Consider the following 21,202-nt stretch of genomic DNA (forward strand, 5'->3'; position numbering starts at 1 on the left):
GCGGCGCCTCGGGCGTAGTCGAGCATGCGCTGAGGGGTGCGGTGGGCGGAGACCACGCCTACTTCGAAGCGAATTTCGAACTCCGCCAAGGCTTCCGCAGCGGCCTCCATGGTCGGCCAGTCGGAGTCGCTGCCCATGATGAGGCCGACGAGGGGACCCTGCGCCCCGGCCGTGGGTACCGTCTCAGTGCTCACCGTGTGGATCCCATCCGTCGGTCCATACCGCGTGCGACATCCAGTGCGCCGCACGCTCCGCTTTCTCCCGCACGGTGGCCGCGTCGTCGCCGAGGATGTTGATGTGGCCGATCTTGCGGTGCGGGCGCTCGCCCTTGCCGTACAGGTGCACCCGCGCCTCGGGCATGCGGGCGAACAGGTGGTGCAGCCGCTCGTCCATCGACATCGCCGGGGCCTCGAGTGCGCCCAGGATATTGGCCATCACCGTCACCGGGGCGAGCGGGCTGGTGTCGCCGAGCGGATAGTCGAGTACCGCGCGCAGATGCTGCTCGAACTGCCCGGTGACCGCGCCGTCCATACCCCAGTGTCCGGAGTTGTGCGGGCGCATGGCGAGCTCGTTGATCAGAAGTTCGCCGTCGTGCGTCTCGAACAGCTCGACCGCCATCACGCCGGTGACACCCAGCTCCCCGGCCAGGCGCAGCGCGAGCGATTCGGCCTCGTCGGACAGCTCCTCGGACAGATCGGGTGCGGGAGCGATCACGACCGCGCACTGCCCGTCGCGCTGCACTGTCTCCACCACCGGCCACACCGCCGCCTGTCCGAACGGTGAGCGAGCGACCATCGCCGACAGTTCCCGGCGCAGCGACACCTTCTCCTCGGCCAGCAGCGGCAGTTTCTGCTCACTGACGACAGCGGCAACGTCATCGGGGCCGTCGACCATCCACACGCCGCGCCCGTCGTATCCGCCGCGGATCGCCTTGAGCACGATCGGCCAGCGGTGTTCCGCGCCGAATCGCAGCGCGTCGTCCACCGTCGTCACCTCGGTGAATGCCGGGACCGGTGCGCCGAGCGCGGCCAGCTTGCGCCGCATCGCCAGCTTGTCCTGGGCGTAGACCAGGGCCCCCGGCGACGGCTGCACGTTGACACCCTCGGCGACCAGGGCCTCGAGGTGTTCGGTCGGCACGTGCTCGTGGTCGAAGGTCACCGCGTGCGAGCCGACGGCCGCCTTGCGCAGCGCCGCCAGATCGGTGTGTGCGCCCAGCACCACCTCGGGGGTCACCTGGGCGGCCGGATCGTCCGGGCTCTCGGCCAGTACCCGCAGACGCTGTCCCAGCGCGACGGCCGCCTGATGTGTCATGCGCGCCAGCTGGCCACCGCCGATCATGGTCACGGTGGGCATACGTGATCTATCGAAAGAGCGGGAGGTCACGGGCCAATAGTGTCATGGTCCGGACGCTGCGATCGCGTGCGGGTTGGTTGCCCGATTCGCATCGGACGTAGACTCATGCGGTGTCATTAGTCGACAACGTGGTCAACATCCTGCCCAAAACTGTGCGGGACCTCGTCCTTCGCCACAATGAGCTGATCAAATTCGCCATTGTCGGAGGGACCACATTCATCATCGACAGCGGGATTTTCTACATCCTGAAGTTGACGGTGCTCGCTCCCAAACCGATAACCGCCAAGATCATCTCCGGTGTGGTCGCGGTCATCGCCTCCTACATCCTCAACCGTGAATGGTCGTTCAAGGGCCGCGGCGGCCGCGAACGTCACCATGAGGCCCTACTGTTCTTCGTGGTCAGCGGCATCGGCGTCGCGCTGAGCATGCTGCCCCTGTGGGTGTCCAGCTACGTCTTCCAGCTGCGCACCCCGCACGTCAGCCTGACCGTCGAGAACATCGCGGACTTCGTCAGCGCCTTCATCATCGGCAACCTGCTGCAGATGGCGTTCCGGTACTGGACCATGAAGCGCTGGGTGTTCCCCGACGAAATCGAGGCCCTGGTCGGCGAGTTCGAGGACCTCTACGAAGAAGAACAGCAGCTCGGCCACAGCTGAGGACTATCGAGGTTCGCCCGCCACTCCGGCGCCGGACCGCACGGGCGTCGGTTTGCCGAGGAATATCGCGAACAGTGCCGGCCGACGGCGCTGAAGTTCGAGGCGTCCGCCATCGGCCTCGATCAGCGCCCGCGCCAGCGCCAGCCCGACACCGGTCGATCCCGCCCCGGAAAAGCCGCGGTCGAAGATATGCGGGGCGAGTTCATCACTGACGCCGATGCCCTCGTCGGCCACCTCCACCGCGACCAGCGGTTCACGATCCGGACCGCCGTAGACGGTGCGCACCGATACCGTACAGTCGCCCGCGCCGTGCATCAGGGCGTTGTCCACCAGAACCGCGAGAGCCTCGCGCAGACGGGACGCGGTCACCGGCGCACGCAGTGTGGGGTCGCCCGCGAGAATCAGCTGACGACCCGCTTCGGCGAACGGATGCCGCCATTCGGCCACCACACCGCGCAGTTCCTGCACCACCGGCACCGGGTCGCGGTTGGCGGCGTTCTCGTCCCGGGACGTGCGCACCAGTTCGTCGATGGCCGCGGTGAGGCGGTCGACCTGCGCCATCGCCTCCTCGGCCTCGTGCACCACGGCCGGATCGGGATGTTCGGACAGCTCGTCCAGGCGCAGGCGAACGGCGGTCAGGCGGCTGCGCAACTGGTGGGAGACGTCGGCGACGAGCGAGTGTTCGCGTTGCAGGCGGCCGGCGATCTCGATCGCGGCCGAGTCCAGGACGTCCGAGACGCGATCGAGTTCGGTGATGCCGTGACGCCGCGTCTCCAGTCGGAAATCGCCCAGGGCCAGGCGCGCCGCCCGGCCGGCGACGTCGCGCAGCGGATCGGCCACCCGGCGCGCGGTGACCACCGCCACCGCCACACCCGCGGACAGCGAGGCCACCGCCACCAGCGCCACCGCGCCGACGGCCTGCCACTGCATCGCGTGCATGCGGTCCGCGGGCTGTTCCAGGCGCAGCGAGCCGAAGGTGCCCATGGACAGCGACTGCGCCACCGGATCGTTCACCCTCGCGGCGCCCGCGGTGACGCTCAGCGCCGCGTCCTCGGGCGTCGGGTAGATGATCGTCAGCTTGCCGCCCGGCGGGATCAGCGCCTGGACCAGGTGCAGATCGAGCGTGCCGTGGACCAGACCGTCCACCTGCTCCTGGCCGCGGACCTCCTGGGCCATGCGCTCGAGGCGCGCCTGCAGATCGTTGCGGTTCATATCGGCCACCCACTGCCAGGCTGTGAACGCCAGCGGTATGCCGAGCACCACCGTCGTGAGCAGCAGCGCGGCCAGCATCGCCCGCAATATTCGGCGGCGCATCGTCAATCGGTGTTGAAGCGGAAGCCGACACCGCGCACGGTGACGATCCGCCGCTCGGCGACGGGGCCCTCGTCGCCGATCTTGCGGCGCAGCCAGGACATGTGCATATCGAGCGTCTTGGAACCGCGCAGATCGGCGTCGCCCCACACCTCGCGCAGGATCGCCTCGCGCGGCACCACCTGACCGGCCCGGTCGATGAGCACCTTGAGCAGTTCGTACTCCTTGTTCGCCAGGTTCACCTCGTGCCCGTTGACCAGCACCCGCCGCGCCTGCGGTTCCAGCCGGACGCCGCCGATCTCGACAACGTCGTCACCGATTCCGCTGCGCCGCAACAGCGCTCGCACCCGGGCCAGTAGTTCGGCCAGGCGGAACGGCTTGCCGACGTAATCGTCGGCCCCGGCGTCCAGGCCGACCACGAAATCGACCTCGTCGGTGCGCGCGGTGAGCATCAGCACCGCCAGATCGGCGCCGCTGGCGCGCACCTGGCGACACACCTCCAGCCCGTCCATACCGGGCAGGCCCAGATCCAGGATCAGCAGGTCGTGCTCGCCGTGCAGCGCACGCTCCAGCACCGCGGGCCCGAAACTTTCCACGGTCACCGAATAGCCCTCGCGCCCCAGCGCACGGGACAGCGGTGCGGCGATAGCCTCGTCATCTTCGGCGAGCAATACGGCTGTCACGGGGACAAGACTACGTCGCTGATCTCCGCGACCGTGGGCAGATAAGCGGTAACGCGAGCCCACCCGCCCCGCGGGCTCACGGTCCCCGGGGAGCGCCGCGGTCGTACCCTGTGTCGTACCGGCCGGTATCGAAGACCTCGTGATAGAGCAGCGAATGCACCTGCTCCACCCCTGGAATGTCGTGGTACTCCAGCGGATCACCCGAGGCGGCGTCGATGACGAGCGTGCCGGTGCCGAGCGTTCGCTCGAACAGCCCATTGCGAAACTCCACGCTCGCAATGCGATTGAGCGGAATATCACGTCCGGTGTGGGTGAGCACTCCTTCGCGAACCAGCACCCGGCGCTCGGTGACGATGAAATGTGTTGTGCGCCAGCGAATCACCGCGCCGGCGCAGCGCCAAAGCACGAGTAGGGCCCAGACCGCGGCGATGGCGATCAGCACTGCCTCCCGCAGCGTCCCATCCATGCGCTGCCACACCACTCCCCCGGCGAATCCGGCCACGGCCGAGGCCACGATGAACGTCACGGCGGGCCAGAACAGCATCTTCCAGTGCGGGTGACGGTGCAGCAGCACATGCTCGTCCGGTGCGAGCAACCCCTCCGGATAACCCATACACGAACCCTACCGCGCGACCATGCCAGAATGGCGGCACCGAATTCTCATCACCACAGTTAGCCCGCACCACATAACCGTTCGAACGTTGATTTGCGACAGCGGAGGCGCGTGTGACCAAGGAACTGACTCAGCTGGAAATCCTGACAGAGCTCGAGCCAGTGGCCGAGCAGAATCTCGACCGGCATCTGTCGATGGCAAAGGAATGGCATCCCCACGACTACGTGCCGTGGGACCAGGGCCGCAACTTCGCCGCCCTAGGCGGCCAGGACTGGGATCCGTCCCAGTCCAGGCTCAGCGAGGTCGCCAAGATCGCGATGATCACCAATCTGCTCACCGAGGACAATCTGCCCTCGTATCACCGCGAGATTGCCGAGAACTTCTCCCAGGACGGCGCCTGGGGCACCTGGGTGGGCCGCTGGACCGCCGAGGAGAACCGCCACGGCATCGCCATCCGCGACTACCTCGTGGTCACCCGCGGCGTCGACCCGGTCGCCCTCGAGCAGGCCCGCATGATCCACATGACGCAGGGCGCCCAGTCCCCCGCCGACTGGGGCGGGTTCCTGCAGAACGTCGCCTACGTGACCTTCCAGGAACTGGCCACCCGGGTGGCGCACCGCAACACCGGCAAGGTCTGCGACGACCCGGTCGCCGACCGCCTGCTCCAGCGCATAGCCCTGGACGAGAACCTGCACATGATCTTCTACCGCACGATGTGCGGGGCCGGGTTGGACCTGGCGCCGGACCAGGCGATCGAGGCGATCGTCAGGGTGCTGACCAACTTCATCATGCCCGGCGCCGGCATGCCCGACTTCCGGCGCAACGGTGTGATCATGGCCAAGCACGGCATCTACGATCTGCGCCAGCATCACGAGGAAGTCGTCATGCCGGTGCTCAAGCAGTGGGATATCTTCGAGCGCAACGACTTCGGCCCGCGAGGCGAACAGGCGCGCGAACGCCTGGCCGCGTACGTGGACAAGCAGGAGAAGGACGTGCTGAAGTTCGAGGAGCAGCGCGACCGCCTGCTCGCGCGCGAGGCCCAGCGGGCCATGGCGACGGTATAGATTCGACTGCCGCACAACGCAGCCCCCGTCTGTTTCATCGAAACAGGCGGGGGCTGTTCATCTGTCGTCGCACTAGTCCTGCACCGGGCGAAGGTGCGTCACGTCACCCGCCGCGACCGCCCGATCGCCGATGATCAGCCGCCCGTGCTCGTCGATATCGGTGGCGATGCCGGTGCGGACCTCGCCTCCGGGCAATTCCGCCCGGACCTGCGCGCCGAGAGTGACGCAGCGCTCACGGTAATCCTTCGCCAGACCGGTGGTATCCCAGTTCGCGGCCTGCCATCGCGCGAAATACCGTGCGAATTCGCGCAGGATCGACTGCACCAGCGCGGTGCGGTCGACGTCGGGCGCACCGGCCACCGTGAGCGAGGTGGCGTGCGGAACGGGCAGTTCGTCCTGCGCGAGGCTGACATTGAGCCCGACCCCGATCACCACGGCGGGTTCGCTCCCGGCGACCGCCACCTCGGCGAGGATACCCGCCAGTTTGCGGCCGTCGATGAGAACATCGTTGGGCCACTTGAGGTTCGCGTTCAACCCGGTATTCGCGCGAACCGCGTCCACCACCGCGACCCCGGTCAGCAGCGGCAGCCAGCCCAGCGCGTCGGGGACGATTCCCCGCAGCCGCACCAGCATGGACATGGAGAGCTGGGCACGCGCCGGGCTCGACCACTGCCGCTCGTGGCGGCCGCGACCGTGCTGCTGGGCCTCGGCGATCAGCACATGCCGGTCCGCGTCCGGGGCGGCCGCCCGGGCGACCAGATCGGCATTGGTGGATCCGGTCGATTCCACCACGTCGATCCGCGAAAAAAACGCGAGATCCGGCGACTGCGCGATACTGCGCCGCAGCTCAGCGACGTCCAAGGGGGGTCTGTGCACGCCTGGGAGGCTACCTCGAGCCCGGATACGGCGATGGCGCCGTGCCCGGGTGGGCGCGGCGCCATCGTGTCGATGCGCTTACCTCAGCCTGCGAGGATGTAAGCGACCATGTCGGACGAGTCGAGGTTCGCGCCGTCGTGCCGATCCCCACGGTCGGCCTGTTCACGCCAGGGCTCCGGGTCGACGACGGTCGGGCGCGGTTCCCTACTCTGCCAGCTGCTCTGCACGGCCGCCGCGGCTCTCTCCGCGACGGTTCTACTCCATTCCCACATGATGCGCCTCCCCAGCGCTCGATTTCAGGAAACCTCACCGTAGCGTCCTCGAAGACCCAAAGATAGCGAATTTTATTGCGTTCGGAAGGATGTAGGATTCAAATACGTTGTTGCACAATATGTTTCAGGTAATAGATTGCGGAAAACGTCTGCTAGCGCAGCATCCGGACCGGCGAGTAGGCGCATCGCCTCAGACTGCTCGAAGGCCCAGCGCACCCTCTACGAAGCGACGCACGGCGGGCCGCGCGACCTCGAGTGCGGTAGCGAAACCCTTCCGATGCCAGCCTGAAATATCAGCTGTCCCATCGGGGTACGGCGTTACCACGATTTCGGCGACGAGTTCGGCGGTGGTGGGTTCGCAGACCGCCCAGGAATAGCCGGCCTCCTCCTGCCAGCCGCGGGCACGCGCGTTCACGTAGTCCGGATCGGTGATTCCGCCGTCGGCCAGGGCCGGTCGGTCATCGATGCGATCGTCGGCACGCAGGGCGCGCAGATACCACGTACCGGCGTTGATCTCGACCGGTTCCATCTACCGGTCCCGCCGTCGGCCGCGGCGCTCGATCCGCCGATCACCACGCTCGATCCGCCGATCGCCGCGGTGCCCGTGACCGGACTGCGTGGCCCCACCGACCACGATCGCGGCCGCCGGAATCAGCAGAAACCACAGCCAGGTGTGAGTGACGAAGAACAGCACCAGCGCCACGATCACGGCCAGACCCGTCACCGCACCGCGCACATCGGTCTTCCGGTCGTGGGGCCGCGGAGCCGGGGCGGGCTGCGGCGGCGCGACGGGCTCGGGCAGATCGGCGAATACCGGCACGAGATCGCCGCGGGTCATCGCCGCCGCGACCTTCGCGCTGCGCTCGTCGAATTCCGCGACCGACAGGCGACCGGCCGCGAAATGATCCGAAAGACGCCGCATGGCGTCCTCACGCTCCGCTGTACCGATGCGGATTTCGGGTGAATCGGCCATAGGACGAGATTAGCCCAGGGGCGCGAATCACACTGGCTCCGGCGCACGTGAGCGGTTTATGGTCGAACCATGTTCCGGCAGCGCGGCGTCTGTACCGGCCCGGCCGTCCCCAGGTCCGGGCCCGCCGCGTCGTCGTCCCGAGAGCCGTCCGTCCGCACCCGGGATACCGTCGCGTCCGTCCTTTTCCTGTCCCGGTCCCGGCCCGGCAGATCTGCTCAGGGGTACTGATGACGGAGCAGTTCGGCGAGTACCGCCTGGACCGGTTGATCGGACGCGGGTCGGCGGGCGAGGTATGGCTCGCACACGACGCGCGCACGGATCGCGCGGTGGCGCTGAAGATTCTGTCCGTCACCGCCGCACAGGATCCGGACTATCGGCGCCGTTTCGATCGCGAGGCGAGTATCGGTGCGCGCCTGAATAATCCGCATGTCGTGCCGATCCACACGTTCGGGGTGTACCGGGGCAGGCTGTTCCTGGACATGGCCTACATCTCCGGCATCGACGTAGCGCGACGGCTACAGCTGGGAGCGATGCGGGCGACCGAGGCCGTGGATCTCGTCGCCCAGGTCGCACAGGCCCTCGACGCCGCGCACGCGGCCGGACTCGTGCATCGAGATGTCAAGCCCGCCAACATCATCGTGCACGCGAGCGGATTCGCCTACCTGATAGATTTCGGCATCGCCCGCGCCACGAACCAGACAACAATCACCGCAACGGGTTTCACTATCGGAACCCTCGCCTACATGGCGCCCGAACGGTTCACCGGCAAGGGCGACGCGCGCTCGGACATCTATTCACTGACCTGTGTACTCTACGAATGCCTCACCGCGCAAAGACCTTTCGGTGACACAGACCCGGCACGACAGTTGCACGCCCACCTGCACGAGGACCCACCGTACGTCGAGCTCGCACCGGAGGCGCTGAACGCGGTGATCGCCCGGGGTATGGCGAAGAGACCGGAAGATCGCTACCGCACCGCCGGTGAGCTGGCCGCGGCGGCGCTGTCGGCGATCGGTATGGCACAACCGATTCCGCGAACACCCCCATATCTCGAACAGTCCGCGCCTCGGCCGGGCGGCGCCCCGGATCGGGCGATGCCGACGTCGAGACTCACCGTGGCCGAATTCGACTCGCTCACAGCGGATCCCGGCCCGACCCGGATCATGACCGAGACAGACCCGAGCGAAGCGCCCGCGCATCCGAATCCGACCAGGGTGCTCGCGACACCGAACCCGCCACCCACCGGGAGACCGGAACTCGTCAGAGCGCCTGTACCGCGGCGCAATCCGCTACTCACCGGCAAGGCCGTAGGTATCATCGCGGCGTCGATATTCCTGCTCGTCCTGTTCGGGGTGGTGGCCAGCTGCACGGAACTGTTGTCCGGCGGCAGCGACTTCCGAGGACCCGCGACCTCCCTCGAGCCGACCACATCGGCCGCCCCGACCACCGTGCCCGAGCGATCACCGTTCAACTACACTCTGACCTTCTCCTACCCCGTGCCGACTCTGACCTTCGGCATCGGACCGAATCCGCCGACCATCCCGGGTCTGCCACCGTCGATGACAATCCCCGGCCTGCCAAACTTCGTAGCACCCGAGCAGAATCGGTAACAGCCCGTCGGAGAACCGGCCTCGTGCTCCGCACGGCAGTGCAGGTCGTACGAAAAAGCCCGCCTGCTCATACGAGCAGGCGGGCTCCTGAAACTTGTTGTGCCCTACTTGATCTCGGCGAGCACGGTGCCCTGGGTGATGGCCGCACCGGCCTCGACGGCCAGTCCGGTGACCACACCGGCCTTGTGCGCGTTGACCGGGTTCTCCATCTTCATGGCCTCGAGGACCACGATCAGGTCACCCGCCTCCACGTTCTGGCCCTCCTCCACGGCGACCTTGACCACGGTGCCCTGCATCGGCGCGGTCACCGAATCACCCGACGCCGCCGCACCCGCGCCGCCACCCCGCTTGCGCGGCTTGGGCTTCTTACGCAGCGCACCGGGCGCACCGTTGCCGGCCGGAGCCGCACCCACGGAGAACTGACCCGGCAGCGACACCTCCAGGCGGCGCCCACCGACCTCGACCACGACGGTCTGACGCGCCGCGGACTCGTCCTCCTCGATCGGCTGCCCACCGGTGTACGGCTCGATCGGGTTGTCCCAATCGGTCTCGATCCACTTGGTGTACACGTCGAACTTCGTGCCGTCCCCGATGAACGCCGGGTTCGACACGATGTGCCGGTGGAACGGCAGCACCGTCGCCAGACCCTCGATCTGGTACTCCGCCAGCGCGCGACGCGCCCGCTCCAGCGCCTGGGTGCGGTTCTCCCCGTACACGATCAGCTTGGCCAGCATCGAATCGAACTGCCCGCCGATGACACTGCCCTCGACGACACCGGAATCCATCCGCACGCCCGGGCCGCTGGGCTCCTTGTACACGGTCACCGGACCCGGCGCGGGCAGGAAGTTACGACCCGCGTCCTCACCGTTGATCCGGAACTCGAAGGCATGCCCACGCGGTGTCGGATCCTCGGTGATGCTCAGCTCGTGTCCCTCGGCGATCCGGAACTGCTGACGCACGAGGTCGATGCCCGCGGTCTCCTCGGTCACCGGATGCTCCACCTGCAGACGGGTGTTCACCTCCAGGAACGACACCGTCTCGCCCTGCACCAGGTACTCCACCGTGCCCGCGCCGTAATACCCGGCCTCACGGCAGATCCGCTTGGCCGACTCGTGGATCTTCGCCCGCACCTCATCAGACAGGAACGGAGCCGGAGCCTCCTCGACCAGCTTCTGGAACCGCCGCTGCAACGAGCAGTCACGCGTGCCGGCCACGACCACATTGCCGTGCGTATCCGCGATCACCTGCGCCTCGACGTGCCGCGCCTTGTCCAGGTACTGCTCCACGAAGCACTCACCGCGCCCGAACGCCGCGACCGCCTCACGCGTGGCCGACTCGAACAGCTCCGGGATCTCCTCGATGGTGTGCGCGACCTTCATGCCACGCCCGCCACCGCCGAACGCGGCCTTGATCGCGACCGGAACCCCGTACTCCTTCGCGAATTCGACGACTTCCTGGGCGTTCTTGACCGGATCCTTCGTGCCCGCGGCCATCGGCGCCTCGGCCCGCTGCGCGATATGCCGCGCGGTCACCTTGTCGCCCAGATCCCGAATCGACTGCGGCGACGGCCCGATCCAGATCAGCCCCGCGTCCAGCACCGCCTGCGCGAAATCCGCGTTCTCCGACAGGAACCCGTACCCCGGATGCACCGCGTCCGCCCCCGCCTTACGGGCGGCATCCAGAATCTTGTCGAACACCAGATACGACTCGGCCGAGGTCTGCCCGCCCAACGCGAACGCCTCATCGGCCAACTTCACGAACGGCGCATCCGCATCCGGCTCCGCGTACACCGCGACACTCGCGATCCCGGCATCCTTGGCAGCCCGGATCACACGCACGGCGATCTCGCCCCGGTTGGCTACGAGGACTTTCGTGATCTGCGCGTTGGCATGGTTGGGCACTGAGCCTCCTGTGGGAGAAAACTTTCGTCTCGGGCGAGTGTAGGCAGTCTGCCAATAGAACCCGAACCCGGATAGTCCTACTACAGAGTAGGAGAGCAATTACACACGGGGTATCGCCGCCGCACCCGGCATCGATACCACCGTACCCGGTTCACCACCCTTGACGATGGGAGTCCGCACCGCGTTACCCCATTCGGTCCACGAGCCGTCGTAGTTGCGCACCCGTTCGAGGCCCAGCAACCAGGTGAGCACGAACCAGGTATGCGCGGCCCGCTCGCCGATCCGGTCGTAGACGATCACCTCGGCCTCGGTCGGATATCGCTCGTAGATCCGGGCCAGGTCCGCGTTCGGCAGGAACCGCCCGTCCGGTCCGGTCGCCGCGGTCCACGGGATGTTCACCGCCGTCGGGATGTGCCCGGCGCGCAGCGCCTGCTCGTCGGGGCGGTCCAGGATGCGGTCCAGCTCTCCGGAGTACTCCCCGGGCGCGCGCGCATCGATCAGCGGGCGGCCCAGGTGCTCGCGCACGTCGGCCAGGAACGCCCGCGTGTGCGTGTCGTCGCGCTCGATGACCGGGTACTGCCCCAGGCCCGCCTCGGGCACCTCGAAGACGGTGTCGCGCGCCTCGGAGATCCAGGCGCCGCGCCCGCCGTCGAGCAGACGCACATCCGGGTGCCCGAACAGGTCGAAGACCCAAGCCGTCGCCGCCGCGGTGCCGTTGGCCTTGTCTCCGTAGACAACCACGGTATCTTCACGCAAAATACCCTTCGCTTGCATCAGTTCGGCAAAACGCGCGCCGTCGACGACGTCCCGGGTCAGCGGATCGGTAAGCTCGGCCCGCCAGTCGATCTTGATGGCACCGGGCACGTGTCCGATGTCGTACAGGAGAACGTCGTCGTCGGACTCGACGATCCTGAGTCCGACCGCGCCGATGTTTGCCGATAGCCATTCAGTGGTTACTAGTCGGTGAGGGTATGCGTGAGAGTCGAACGAAGGATGAGGGTCCGGGGCGACGGGCACGGCAGTTGGTCCTTCACGCGAGATAGACGGTGGTCGACGGTTCCACTCCGATGGTAAGGGTGCACCCTTACAGCAAATGGTCCGCACATCATGAATCGGATGAATGAGCGAATAAGTCGCAGCCGCATCCGATAAAGTCTCCCGGGAGGAGGGGTGAGCTATGTCCGATTCTTGGCCGCGACGGCGCCTGCTCGCGATACTGCGCGGCGCCAGCGAGCCTCTCGACGCCCAGCAACTCGCCAGAGTGACCGGACAGCACGTCACCACGGTACGTTTTCACTTGGACGTACTCACACGGGAATCGTTGGTGCGCCAGTTTCAGCAGCCGCCGCGTGGACGGGGACGCCCGCGGATCGGATACAGCGCGGTCCAGCGATCGGTGGGCTATCAGGATCTCGCGCAGGTGCTCGCCGAGCAGCTCGGCAGCGACCCGCGCCGCCGCGCCGAGGCCGCAGTGGCTGCGGGCCGGGCCTGGGGCGCGAAGGTCGAGTCGTTCGAGCAGCCGATCAACAACCTCGACGACGCGCGGGATCTGACGATCACGGTGCAGTCGGAACTGGGCTTCGCACCCGAGCGGGATCCCGCGACGGAAACTCAGGAACAGGCCACGATCCGACTGACCGCCTGCCCGCTGCGCGAGCTTGCCCGCACCCATTCGGAGGTGGTCTGCGGGGTACATCTGGGGCTGATGCGCGAGGCGCTGGATCGAGGCGGCGCCCGCGATACGGTGAACGTGCGGCTGCAGCCGTTCGTGGAGCCCGAGCTGTGCGTCGCCCGGCTGGAGGCGTTGAAGTCGGTGGTGCCGGACCCTTCGGCAATGCCGGACGCCCATCCTGAGGATGGCGTGCCGCGGCTCGCGGCGACCACACCGTCAGCGAGCCGAGTCGGCCCCCAGCTGCGCACCGACGGCCCACAGCTGCGCAATCCCGACACCCACGTCACCAAGCAGTCGACGAACCAGCGGTAATCCGATCCCGATGACGCTGGAGGGGTCGCCGTCGATGCGCTCGACGAACCAGCCGCCTCGGCTGTCCAGGGTGAACGCGCCCGCGACCTGAAGCGGCTCGCCGGTGGCGATGTAGGCGTCCAGCTCCTCGGGTTCGGGCTTGGCGAAGTGCACGGTGGTGGTGCTGCAGTCGGCGGCCTGCGCGACGATCCGGGCCTCGTCCAGACGCAGCACGCAGTGCCCGGTAAGAAGATCCGCGCTACGTCCGGCCATCTGGGCCCAGCGCGCCCGGGCCACGTCCGGAGTGTGCGGCTTGCCCTGGAGCTCCCCGTCCATCAGGAGCATCGAATCGCAGCCGACCACGACACAATCGGCGACGACCGGATCGGCGTCGGCGATCAGCGCGGCGGCCACGGCCTCGGCCTTGGCCCGCGCCAGGGCCGTGACCACACCCTCGGGCGGGGTCGCGGCGGGCAGCGCCGCCGCCACGGCATCCTCGTCGACCTGCGAGACCCGCACCATCGGCTGCACACCGGCTGAACGCAGCACCTGCAATCGGGCGGGCGAGGCCGATCCGAGTACGAATCGCGGCCCACTCCCTACGGCATCGATCCGCGATACCCCCATTAATCGCGCATGTGCGACAGGAAGGGGAAGGCGTACGGCGAGAACGGCGACGCACCGCGGTGCATCAGGGTCGGCATCCCCCACAGATCCACGGGCCCGGTCGAGGTGGGCGCCGAGGCGCCGGCGCTCGCGGCGGCCGCGAAGACGCATGCCAGCGCGGCGACCTCCACCTCGGTGGGCGAGCCCTTGAGGATCCGGATGGTTCCGGCCCCGGAGACCCCTGCGACACCCGCAGATCCGGACTCATCGGCCGCGGGCGCCTCCATCGTGTCGACGAGATCGTCGACAGACAGAGCCAATTCTGCGGCGCGGAGCACCTCTTCATCAGCTACAGCCGTCACGTGCCAGCTCCTCCTGTTCCTCCGCCGCGCCCCACGGGACCCGGCGCGCTCGCGAGGCTTCGCGTGCCCCGCAAACGGGTGTTCGTCGCGAACCTTGTATTCAGGTCCGCCTTCCATCTTCGCTCGAAAGGGACGAATCTGCGCGATACCGCCGACCGAAATCATCCGCGAGTCCGTTCCCCGATACGCGGAATATCGTCGGATCAGAGCGGAATGTTGCCGTGCTTCTTCGGCGGCATGGTGACCATCTTGCGCTCGAGCAACCGCAGCGCCGAGACGATCTGACCGCGGGTGTGCGAGGGCGGAATGACCGCGTCGACGTAGCCGCGCTCGGCCGCCACGTACGGATTCACCAGGGTGTCCTCGTATTCATTCTGCAGCTCGAGGCGCAGTGCGTCGACGTCGGACCCATCCTTGGCGGCCTGCTGCAACTGCTTGCGGTAGACGAACCCGACCGCGCCCGAGGCGCCCATGACCGCGATCTGGGCGGTCGGCCAGGCCAGGTTGACGTCGGCGCCCATGTGCTTGGAGCCCATCACGTCGTAGGCGCCACCGTATGCCTTGCGGGTAATGACAGTGATCTTCCCCACAGTTGCCTCGCCGTAGGCATACAACAGCTTCGCGCCGCGGCGGATGATGCCGTTGTATTCCTGATCGGTGCCCGGCAGGAAGCCCGGAACGTCGACCAGGGTGATGATCGGGATGTTGAACGCGTCACAGGTGCGCACGAACCGCGCGGCCTTCTCCGAGGCGTCGATGTCCAGGCAGCCCGCGAACTGGGTGGGCTGGTTGGCCACGATGCCGACGCTGCGGCCGTCGATGCGGCCGAAGCCGACGATGATGTTCATCGCGCGCTCGGCCTGCACCTCGAGGAATTCGTCGTCGTCCAGCAGGCGGCGGATCACCTCGTGCATGTCGTACGGCTGGTTCGGCGAGTCCGGGACCAGCGTGTCGAGCTCGAGGTCTTCTTCGGTCAGCGACTCCTCGATCGCGCCGGCGATCGGGTCGGTGGCCGGGAAGCGCGGGGCCTCGGCGCGGTTGTTGCTGGGCAGGTAGCTCAGCAGGTCCCTGACGTAGTCCAGCGCGTCCTGCTCGCCCGAGGCGACGTAGTGCGCGGCGCCGGACTTCACCATGTGGGTATGGGCGCCGCCCAACTCCTCCATGGTGACCTCTTCACCGGTGACCGTCTTGATCACGTCGGGGCCGGTGATGAACATCTGGCTGGTCTGGTCGACCATGACCACGAAGTCGGTCAGCGCCGGGGAGTAGACGTGCCCGCCCGCGGCCGCACCCATGATCAGCGAGATCTGCGGGATCACGCCGGAGGCCTGGATGTTGCGGTGGAAGATCTCGCCGTAGAGGCCGAGCGAGACCACGCCCTCCTGGATGCGGGCGCCGGCGCCGTCGTTGATGCCGATCAGCGGGCGGCCTGTCTTGATGGCCAGGTCCATCACCTTGACGATCTTCTCGCCGTAGACCTCGCCGAGCGAGCCGCCGAAGACGGTGACGTCCTGGGAGAAGATGCACACGTCGCGGCCGTCGATGGTGCCGTAGCCGGTGACCACGCCGTCGCCCAGCGGGCGGTTCTTGTCCAGGCCGAAATTGACGCTGCGGTGACGGGCCAGCGCGTCCATCTCGACGAACGAATCCTCGTCCAGCAGGGCCAGGATGCGCTCACGCGCTGTCATCTTGCCCTTGGCGTGCACCTTGTCCACGGCGGCCTCGCCCATGGGATGCTTGGCCTCGTCCAGCCGATTGCGCAGGTCAGCAAGCTTGCCTGCCGTGGTGTGGATGTCGGGGGAGCCCGCCGACCCCGGCGAAGGCTGCTGCTGGACACTCGTCATGTCCCGGAGTGTAGCTAGTGGCGATGACATGGGGAACTCCTGTAGGGGCTACTGACGAGTACCTTTATTGACTATTTGCCAGCAGAAAAGCCCTGGTGAAATGCGGTGGGACGGAATCGAAGCCACCTCTATAACGTTGCGTGGGTCACATTCGTGACAGGTCCGGATTCGGCACGGCGCACACTCACCTCATGACTCCGGTGTGCCCGGTGGAGTAGCGCCCGGGCTGCGGCCAGATCGTCAGGCCGTGCGGTGCGCGACCGACGGGTATGCGGGCCAGGAGTTTCCAATCGACGATGTCGATGGCGTAGACCTCACCGCTGTAGCGCCCGGACACCCAGAACACCCGTCCGTCGGCTGAGATATTTCCCATATCGGGACTGCCGCCACCGGGAATGGCCCACGTGCGCACTACCTTCCGCTGTGCGAAATCCCAGACCGACAGGCTCCCCTCGCCCCGGTTGGTGATGATCATCCGCGCGGCGTCGCGCGTGACGTACAGGCCGTGCGTGCCCTTGCCGGTCGGCACGAATCCGGTGACCTGGAAGGTCCGCGCGTCGATCGTGTACACGCCGTCGGCCATCATGTCCGCGACGAAGAAGGTGGCCCCGTCCGGGGACAGCTTCACATCCTGCGGCATGCCCTCTCGCCCATCCGGCAGGTCGATCATGCCGACCAGCCGCTGCCGGGCGATGTCGACCACGCCCATGCGACCGGCGAATTCACAACTGATCAGCGCGTGGCGGCCGTCGGCGGTGAAATCCATATGGTCGACACCGGCGCATTCGGGCACCGGGATGGCGCCGACCCGCCGCCAGTCGTGCGGATCGTAGAGATCCAGCGACTTGTCCGCCTCGGCGACGACCATCGCATAACGGCCGTCGGGGGTGAAATACATGTTGTAGGGGTCTCGCACCGGCAGCGGATCGCCGGGTTTGCCGGTGCGCGGATCGATCGGCAACAGGCTGCCACTGCCGATCGGCAGGTCGTTGGTCGCGTACAGCATCCGCATGTCATACGACGGGACGACGTGCTGCGGTTCCTCGCCCTGCGAGGGATAGGTGTCGATCACCTGGTACGTCGCGGGATCGATCACCGAGATGGTGTTCGACCCGCTGTTGGGCACGTACACCCTGGGCAAATCTCCGGCGACGGATGGTGCGAGCTGCCGCGCACCCGCGTAGACGTCGGTGGGCGACAACGGCGGCGGCATGCCGGGCAGCATCGGCGGCGGAACCGGCGCCGGTGCGAGCAGCACCTGGGCGATCCGCGGCTTGTGGGGAGCTATCCGTAGTTTCTCCGGAATTCCGGAGGATACGCAACCGGCCAGCACAATGGCAGCGCCGACGCATCCGAGGGTCGCTCGGCGCACCCTCACGTGTGGCGTCCGGCCACGGATTCACGCATGCACTTCGACATGGGTGCGAATACTAAAACCCCACAATGCCTTTGACAGCAACATCAGGGCAATGTCGCGGATCGTGTTGTCGTCGGAGCACTTCGGAACCGACGGCCGGCCCCGCGAGCGGTGGGTCCGGCCGTCTCAAGGCGTCGGCGTCGTCAGCTCAGTACGCGGTCCAGCGCATCGACCGCCTGGTCCAGTTCCTCGGTGGTGACCGTCAACGGCGGACGGAATCGGATGCCGCGATCGCCGGTGCCCAGCAGCAGCACTCGTTCGTCCTCGCGCAGCCTTGTCACCACCTCGTCGCGCAGCTGCGCCGATTCCATCGTGATCGCGCAGAACAGTCCGCGCCCGCGCGGATCGGTGATCTCCGGATGCTCGACCGCCAGGGCCTCCAGCCGGCCGAGCAGGTGTGCGCCGAGGGTGGCGGCGCGATCGGCCAGCCCGTCGCGCTCGATCACCTCGAGGATGCGGCGCGACCGGACCATATCGGTCAGATTGCCACCCCACGTGGAGTTCAGCCGCGAGCTGACGGTGAACACGTTGTCCGGGACCTCGTCGATCCGGCCGCCCGCCATGATCCCGCACACCTGGGTCTTCTTGCCGAAGGCGACGATGTCGGGCGTCAGGCCGAGCTGCTCGTACGCCCAGCGGGTGCCGGTGGCCGCGACGCCCGTCTGGACCTCGTCCAGGATGAACAGCGCGTCGTTCCCGTGGCACAGCGCCTGCATGGCCTGCAGGAATCCGGGCCGCAGATGCCGATCGCCGCCCTCGCCCTGTATGGGTTCGGCGATGAAACACGCGATGTCGTGCGGGTTCTCGGCGAACGCGGCACGGGCCTGGGCCAGAGCGCGTTCCTCGGCGGCCTCGATGTCGACATCCTGTGCGAGATACGGCGTGTCGATGCGCGGCCAGTCGAACTTCGGGAAACGGGCGATCTTCACCGGATCGGTGTTGGTCAGCGACATGGTGTAACCGGAACGGCCGTGGAAGGCGCCGGTCAGATGCAGCACCTTGGTGCCGAGATGAGCTGGGCGGCCGTGCATTTCGTTGTGCCGGCTCTTCCAGTCGAACGCGGCCTTGAGCGCGTTCTCGACCGCGAGGGCGCCGCCGTCGATGAAGAACAGGTGCGGCAGCGCGGGATCGCCGAGCACGCGGGCGAAGGTGTCCACGAAGCGGGCCATCTCGACGGTGTAGATGTCGGAGTTGCTGGGTTTGTTCAGGGCGGCGGTGACGAGCTCCGCACGGAAGTCCTCGTCATCGGCCAGATCGGGATGGTTCATGCCCAGGGCGGAGGAGGCGAAGAAGCCGAACATGTCCAGGTATGAGGCGCCGTCACGGGCGTCGATGAGCCGACGTCCGCGCGATCCGGTCAGATCCAGGACCAGTTCGAAGCCGTCGGCCAGGATGTTCGCGCTCAGAATTTCGTGCACCTGCGTGGGGGTGACCTGCGGCGCGTTGCGAATCACCCCGGGGCGCTCCATTTCGAGTGTCACACCATCAGGCTACGTAAAATTTTACGTTTTTTCTACGGATCTGATTACAAAATTACGGTCAGAGCCTACCTGTCATAGAATGTCTGCAGAATGATGGTGCTTCGAGTCCTGACGTTGGCCGTCGCGCGGATCTCCTGCAACAGCTGCTCCAGATGCCGGGGCGAGGCGACCCGTACGAGCAGGACGTAGCTCTCCTCGCCGGCCACCGAATGGCACGCCTCGATCCCGGGCACGTGCCGCAGCAAGGCGGGCGCATCGTCGGGTTGCGAGGGATCGAGAGGAGTAATGGCGACGAATGCGGACAGCATCTGCCCCAACGCCTCCGGATCGATCTGCGCGCTGTACCCCCGGATCACCCCCCGCGCCTCGAGCCGGCGCACCCTGGATTGCACCGCGGACACCGACAGGTTCGCCTTCTCCGCGAGGTGTGACAAGGTGGCGCGCCCATCGTCCATCAGTTCGCGAATCAGCAGTCGGTCGATATCGTCGAGAACAGGTTTCGCAGGTGCATCCGCCACCAGCGAAGGCTAACGCAGCGGGCCGAAGCCGTGGTAGGAACGGTCCCCGCCGCGATACGCCGCCACAGATCAGAGCCCTCGGATACATCGGATGTCGTCAGATACGGAGATGCTCATGACCCTCGCCGCACCCGCCACCGGTGAACTGGCCGCGCGCGCCGAGCAACTGCTGCGCGAGCTGGGCGTCCAGTCGCCCGCGCCCGGGCTGCTCTCGGCGCGCACCCCGATCACCGGCGGCGACCTCGCCGCCCTCGCGCCGAGTTCTGCCGCCGAGGTCGATGCGGCGATCCGCCGGGCGGCCACCGCGTTCACGGATTGGCGCACCGTTCCGGCGCCGCAGCGCGCGGCGGTGGTGCGCCGGTTGGGCGAACTGCTCACCGCGCACAAGCGCGAACTCGGCGAGCTGGTCACCCTGGAGGCCGGGAAGATCGGCGCCGAGGCCCGGGGCGAAGTGCAGGAGATGATCGACATCTGCGAGTTCGCGGTCGGGCTGTCGCGGCAGTTGTACGGGCGCACAATGGCATCCGAACGGCCCGGGCACCGGCTGATGGAGACCTGGCATCCGCTCGGGGTGGTCGGAGTGTTGTCCGCGTTCAACTTTCCCGTGGCGGTGTGGTCGTGGAATACCGCGATCGCGCTGGTATGTGGCGATACCGTGGTCTGGAAACCATCGGAGACAACGCCTTTGACCGCTCTCGCTTGTCACGGACTGCTGCGGCGCGCGGCCGCCGAGGTGGGCGCCGATCCGGATATCCATCAGCTCGTCCAGGGCGATGCCGAGGTGGGGTCGCGACTGGTGGACGACGAGCGGGTGGCACTGGTCAGCGCGACCGGGTCGGTGCGGATGGGCCGCATCGTCGCGCCGCGGGTGGCCGCGCGATTCGGGCGCTGCCTGCTGGAGCTCGGCGGCAACAACGGCGCGATCGTCACCCCCTCTGCCGACCTCGAACTTGCCACGCGTGGAATAGTTTTCGCGGCGGCAGGCACCGCCGGGCAACGCTGTACATCACTGCGGCGGGTGATCGCGCACGCTGATGTCGTCGGTCCGCTCACCGATCGGATCGTCAAGGCGTACGACCAACTGCGGGTAGGCAATCCACTCGACGACGGCGTGCTGGTCGGCCCCCTGATCAACGGCCAGGCGTACACCGCGATGCAGGCCGCGATTGCCCGCGCCATCGCCGACGGCGGCGAATTGCTCTGCGGCGGTGAGCGAGTCGAGACCGATGCCGACGATTCGTACTATGTCCGCCCGGCCCTGATCCGCATGCCCGCCCAGACCGAGATCGTCCGCGAGGAAACCTTCGCCCCGATCCTGTACGTCCTGACCTACGAGAACTTCGAGGACGCCATCGCTCTGCACAACGGCGTCCCCCAGGGCCTGTCCTCGGCGGTCTTCACCCAGAACCAGCGCGAGGCCGAACGCTTCCTGGCCGCCGACGGATCCGACTGCGGCATAGCCAATGTCAACATCGGCACCTCCGGCGCGGAGATCGGCGGCGCGTTCGGCGGGGAGAAGGAGACCGGTGGCGGCCGGGAGTCCGGTTCGGACGCCTGGAAGGCCTATATGCGGCGAGCGACCAACACGGTCAATTACTCGACGGATTTGCCACTGGCACAGGGAATTACGTTCGGTTAGCAGGTATCCCGGTCATTCCGCAGGCGCCCACCGTCTCGATTCTGTGCGGAATCCGCTGGC

At 67.2% G+C, this 21,202-nt stretch carries 22 protein-coding genes; 5 read left to right on the forward strand and 17 right to left on the reverse strand.

Annotated elements, in window-relative coordinates:
- Both JZ791_RS33785 and JZ791_RS33790 read right to left on the reverse strand, forming a co-directional pair.
- A partial coding sequence (locus JZ791_RS33785; RefSeq protein WP_216900257.1) for an AIR carboxylase family protein occupies positions 1-137 on the reverse strand: 137 nt, incomplete at its 3' end.
- Between the two features lie 46 nt (positions 138-183).
- The gene (locus JZ791_RS33790; RefSeq protein ID WP_438804586.1) at positions 184-1,383 is read right to left on the reverse strand and encodes a 5-(carboxyamino)imidazole ribonucleotide synthase; all 1,200 of its coding nucleotides are present in this window, start codon (positions 1,381-1,383) and stop codon (positions 184-186) included.
- An 80-nt stretch (positions 1,384-1,463) separates the two neighbouring features.
- Here JZ791_RS33790 and JZ791_RS33795 point away from each other — a divergent pair, with 80 nt between their 5' ends.
- Positions 1,464-2,009, forward strand: coding sequence for a GtrA family protein (locus tag JZ791_RS33795; RefSeq protein WP_216900218.1), 546 nt, complete (start codon positions 1,464-1,466; stop codon positions 2,007-2,009).
- A 3-nt stretch (positions 2,010-2,012) separates the two neighbouring features.
- Here JZ791_RS33795 and JZ791_RS33800 read toward each other — a convergent pair whose 3' ends face one another.
- From JZ791_RS33800 to JZ791_RS33810, 3 genes are all read right to left on the reverse strand, one after another.
- Positions 2,013-3,323 (reverse strand): sensor histidine kinase, encoded by a 1,311-nt coding sequence (locus tag JZ791_RS33800; RefSeq protein ID WP_216900220.1) that lies wholly within the window; start codon positions 3,321-3,323, stop codon positions 2,013-2,015.
- A gap of 2 nt (positions 3,324-3,325) precedes the next feature.
- Positions 3,326-4,003: a response regulator transcription factor gene (locus tag JZ791_RS33805; protein WP_216900222.1), complete on the reverse strand. Its 678-nt coding sequence runs from the start codon at positions 4,001-4,003 to the stop codon at positions 3,326-3,328.
- Between the two features lie 76 nt (positions 4,004-4,079).
- Positions 4,080-4,616 (reverse strand): PH domain-containing protein, encoded by a 537-nt coding sequence (locus JZ791_RS33810; protein ID WP_216900224.1) that lies wholly within the window; start codon positions 4,614-4,616, stop codon positions 4,080-4,082.
- Between the two features lie 113 nt (positions 4,617-4,729).
- Here JZ791_RS33810 and JZ791_RS33815 point away from each other — a divergent pair, with 113 nt between their 5' ends.
- Positions 4,730-5,680, forward strand: coding sequence for an acyl-ACP desaturase (locus tag JZ791_RS33815; protein WP_216900226.1), 951 nt, complete (start codon positions 4,730-4,732; stop codon positions 5,678-5,680).
- Positions 5,681-5,752: 72 nt separating this feature from the next.
- Here JZ791_RS33815 and JZ791_RS33820 read toward each other — a convergent pair whose 3' ends face one another.
- The 4 genes from JZ791_RS33820 to JZ791_RS33835 form a co-directional block, all read right to left on the reverse strand.
- Positions 5,753-6,556: a biotin--[acetyl-CoA-carboxylase] ligase gene (locus JZ791_RS33820; RefSeq protein WP_308163240.1), complete on the reverse strand. Its 804-nt coding sequence runs from the start codon at positions 6,554-6,556 to the stop codon at positions 5,753-5,755.
- Between the two features lie 83 nt (positions 6,557-6,639).
- On the reverse strand, positions 6,640-6,828 hold the full coding sequence (locus JZ791_RS33825; RefSeq protein ID WP_216900228.1) for a hypothetical protein: 189 nt from the start codon (positions 6,826-6,828) through the stop codon (positions 6,640-6,642).
- Between the two features lie 190 nt (positions 6,829-7,018).
- Entirely contained in the window at positions 7,019-7,357 is a 339-nt protein-coding gene (locus JZ791_RS33830) for a GNAT family N-acetyltransferase (RefSeq protein WP_216900230.1), read from the reverse strand.
- Positions 7,358-7,801 (reverse strand): DUF1707 SHOCT-like domain-containing protein, encoded by a 444-nt coding sequence (locus JZ791_RS33835; RefSeq protein WP_216900232.1) that lies wholly within the window; start codon positions 7,799-7,801, stop codon positions 7,358-7,360.
- Positions 7,802-8,028: 227 nt separating this feature from the next.
- Here JZ791_RS33835 and JZ791_RS33840 point away from each other — a divergent pair, with 227 nt between their 5' ends.
- Positions 8,029-9,411: a serine/threonine-protein kinase gene (locus JZ791_RS33840; RefSeq protein WP_216900234.1), complete on the forward strand. Its 1,383-nt coding sequence runs from the start codon at positions 8,029-8,031 to the stop codon at positions 9,409-9,411.
- Between the two features lie 104 nt (positions 9,412-9,515).
- Here JZ791_RS33840 and JZ791_RS33845 read toward each other — a convergent pair whose 3' ends face one another.
- Together JZ791_RS33845 and JZ791_RS33850 are read right to left on the reverse strand one after the other, a co-directional pair.
- A complete protein-coding gene (locus JZ791_RS33845; RefSeq protein WP_216900236.1) occupies positions 9,516-11,312 on the reverse strand; it encodes an acetyl-CoA carboxylase biotin carboxylase subunit in 1,797 nt (598 codons plus the stop codon).
- A 99-nt stretch (positions 11,313-11,411) separates the two neighbouring features.
- Entirely contained in the window at positions 11,412-12,329 is a 918-nt protein-coding gene (locus JZ791_RS33850; RefSeq protein ID WP_216900238.1) for a sulfurtransferase, read from the reverse strand.
- 160 nt (positions 12,330-12,489) lie between these two features.
- Between JZ791_RS33850 and JZ791_RS33855 the strand changes: the two genes are divergently transcribed.
- Complete coding sequence (locus tag JZ791_RS33855) at positions 12,490-13,296, forward strand: helix-turn-helix transcriptional regulator (protein ID WP_216900240.1); 807 nt, start codon at positions 12,490-12,492, stop codon at positions 13,294-13,296.
- Here the strand turns inward: JZ791_RS33855 and JZ791_RS33860 are convergent.
- From JZ791_RS33860 to JZ791_RS33885, 6 genes are all read right to left on the reverse strand, one after another.
- Complete coding sequence (locus tag JZ791_RS33860) at positions 13,201-13,902, reverse strand: Maf family protein (RefSeq protein WP_216900242.1); 702 nt, start codon at positions 13,900-13,902, stop codon at positions 13,201-13,203. The genes JZ791_RS33855 and JZ791_RS33860 overlap by 96 nt on opposite strands.
- Positions 13,902-14,243 carry an acyl-CoA carboxylase epsilon subunit gene (locus JZ791_RS33865; protein WP_216900243.1) on the reverse strand — a complete coding sequence of 114 codons (342 nt, stop codon included), beginning with the start codon at positions 14,241-14,243 and terminating at the stop codon, positions 13,902-13,904. The genes JZ791_RS33860 and JZ791_RS33865 overlap by 1 nt, the downstream gene beginning before the upstream one ends.
- Positions 14,244-14,446: 203 nt before the next feature.
- Complete coding sequence (locus JZ791_RS33870) at positions 14,447-16,087, reverse strand: acyl-CoA carboxylase subunit beta (protein ID WP_216900245.1); 1,641 nt, start codon at positions 16,085-16,087, stop codon at positions 14,447-14,449.
- A 184-nt stretch (positions 16,088-16,271) separates the two neighbouring features.
- A complete protein-coding gene (locus JZ791_RS33875) occupies positions 16,272-17,465 on the reverse strand; it encodes a YVTN family beta-propeller repeat protein (RefSeq protein WP_216900247.1) in 1,194 nt (397 codons plus the stop codon).
- A 182-nt stretch (positions 17,466-17,647) separates the two neighbouring features.
- The gene (lat, locus tag JZ791_RS33880; RefSeq protein WP_216900261.1) at positions 17,648-18,973 is read right to left on the reverse strand and encodes an L-lysine 6-transaminase; all 1,326 of its coding nucleotides are present in this window, start codon (positions 18,971-18,973) and stop codon (positions 17,648-17,650) included.
- Positions 18,974-19,050: 77 nt separating this feature from the next.
- Positions 19,051-19,503: an Lrp/AsnC family transcriptional regulator gene (locus JZ791_RS33885; protein WP_216900249.1), complete on the reverse strand. Its 453-nt coding sequence runs from the start codon at positions 19,501-19,503 to the stop codon at positions 19,051-19,053.
- 91 nt (positions 19,504-19,594) lie between these two features.
- Here JZ791_RS33885 and amaB point away from each other — a divergent pair, with 91 nt between their 5' ends.
- Positions 19,595-21,142 carry an L-piperidine-6-carboxylate dehydrogenase gene (gene amaB, locus JZ791_RS33890; RefSeq protein WP_438804587.1) on the forward strand — a complete coding sequence of 516 codons (1,548 nt, stop codon included), beginning with the start codon at positions 19,595-19,597 and terminating at the stop codon, positions 21,140-21,142.
- Positions 21,143-21,202: the final 60 nt, after the last annotated feature.

The organism is Nocardia alni, assembly GCF_019038435.1.
In the GTDB taxonomy this organism is placed as follows: domain Bacteria; phylum Actinomycetota; class Actinomycetes; order Mycobacteriales; family Mycobacteriaceae; genus Nocardia; species Nocardia alni.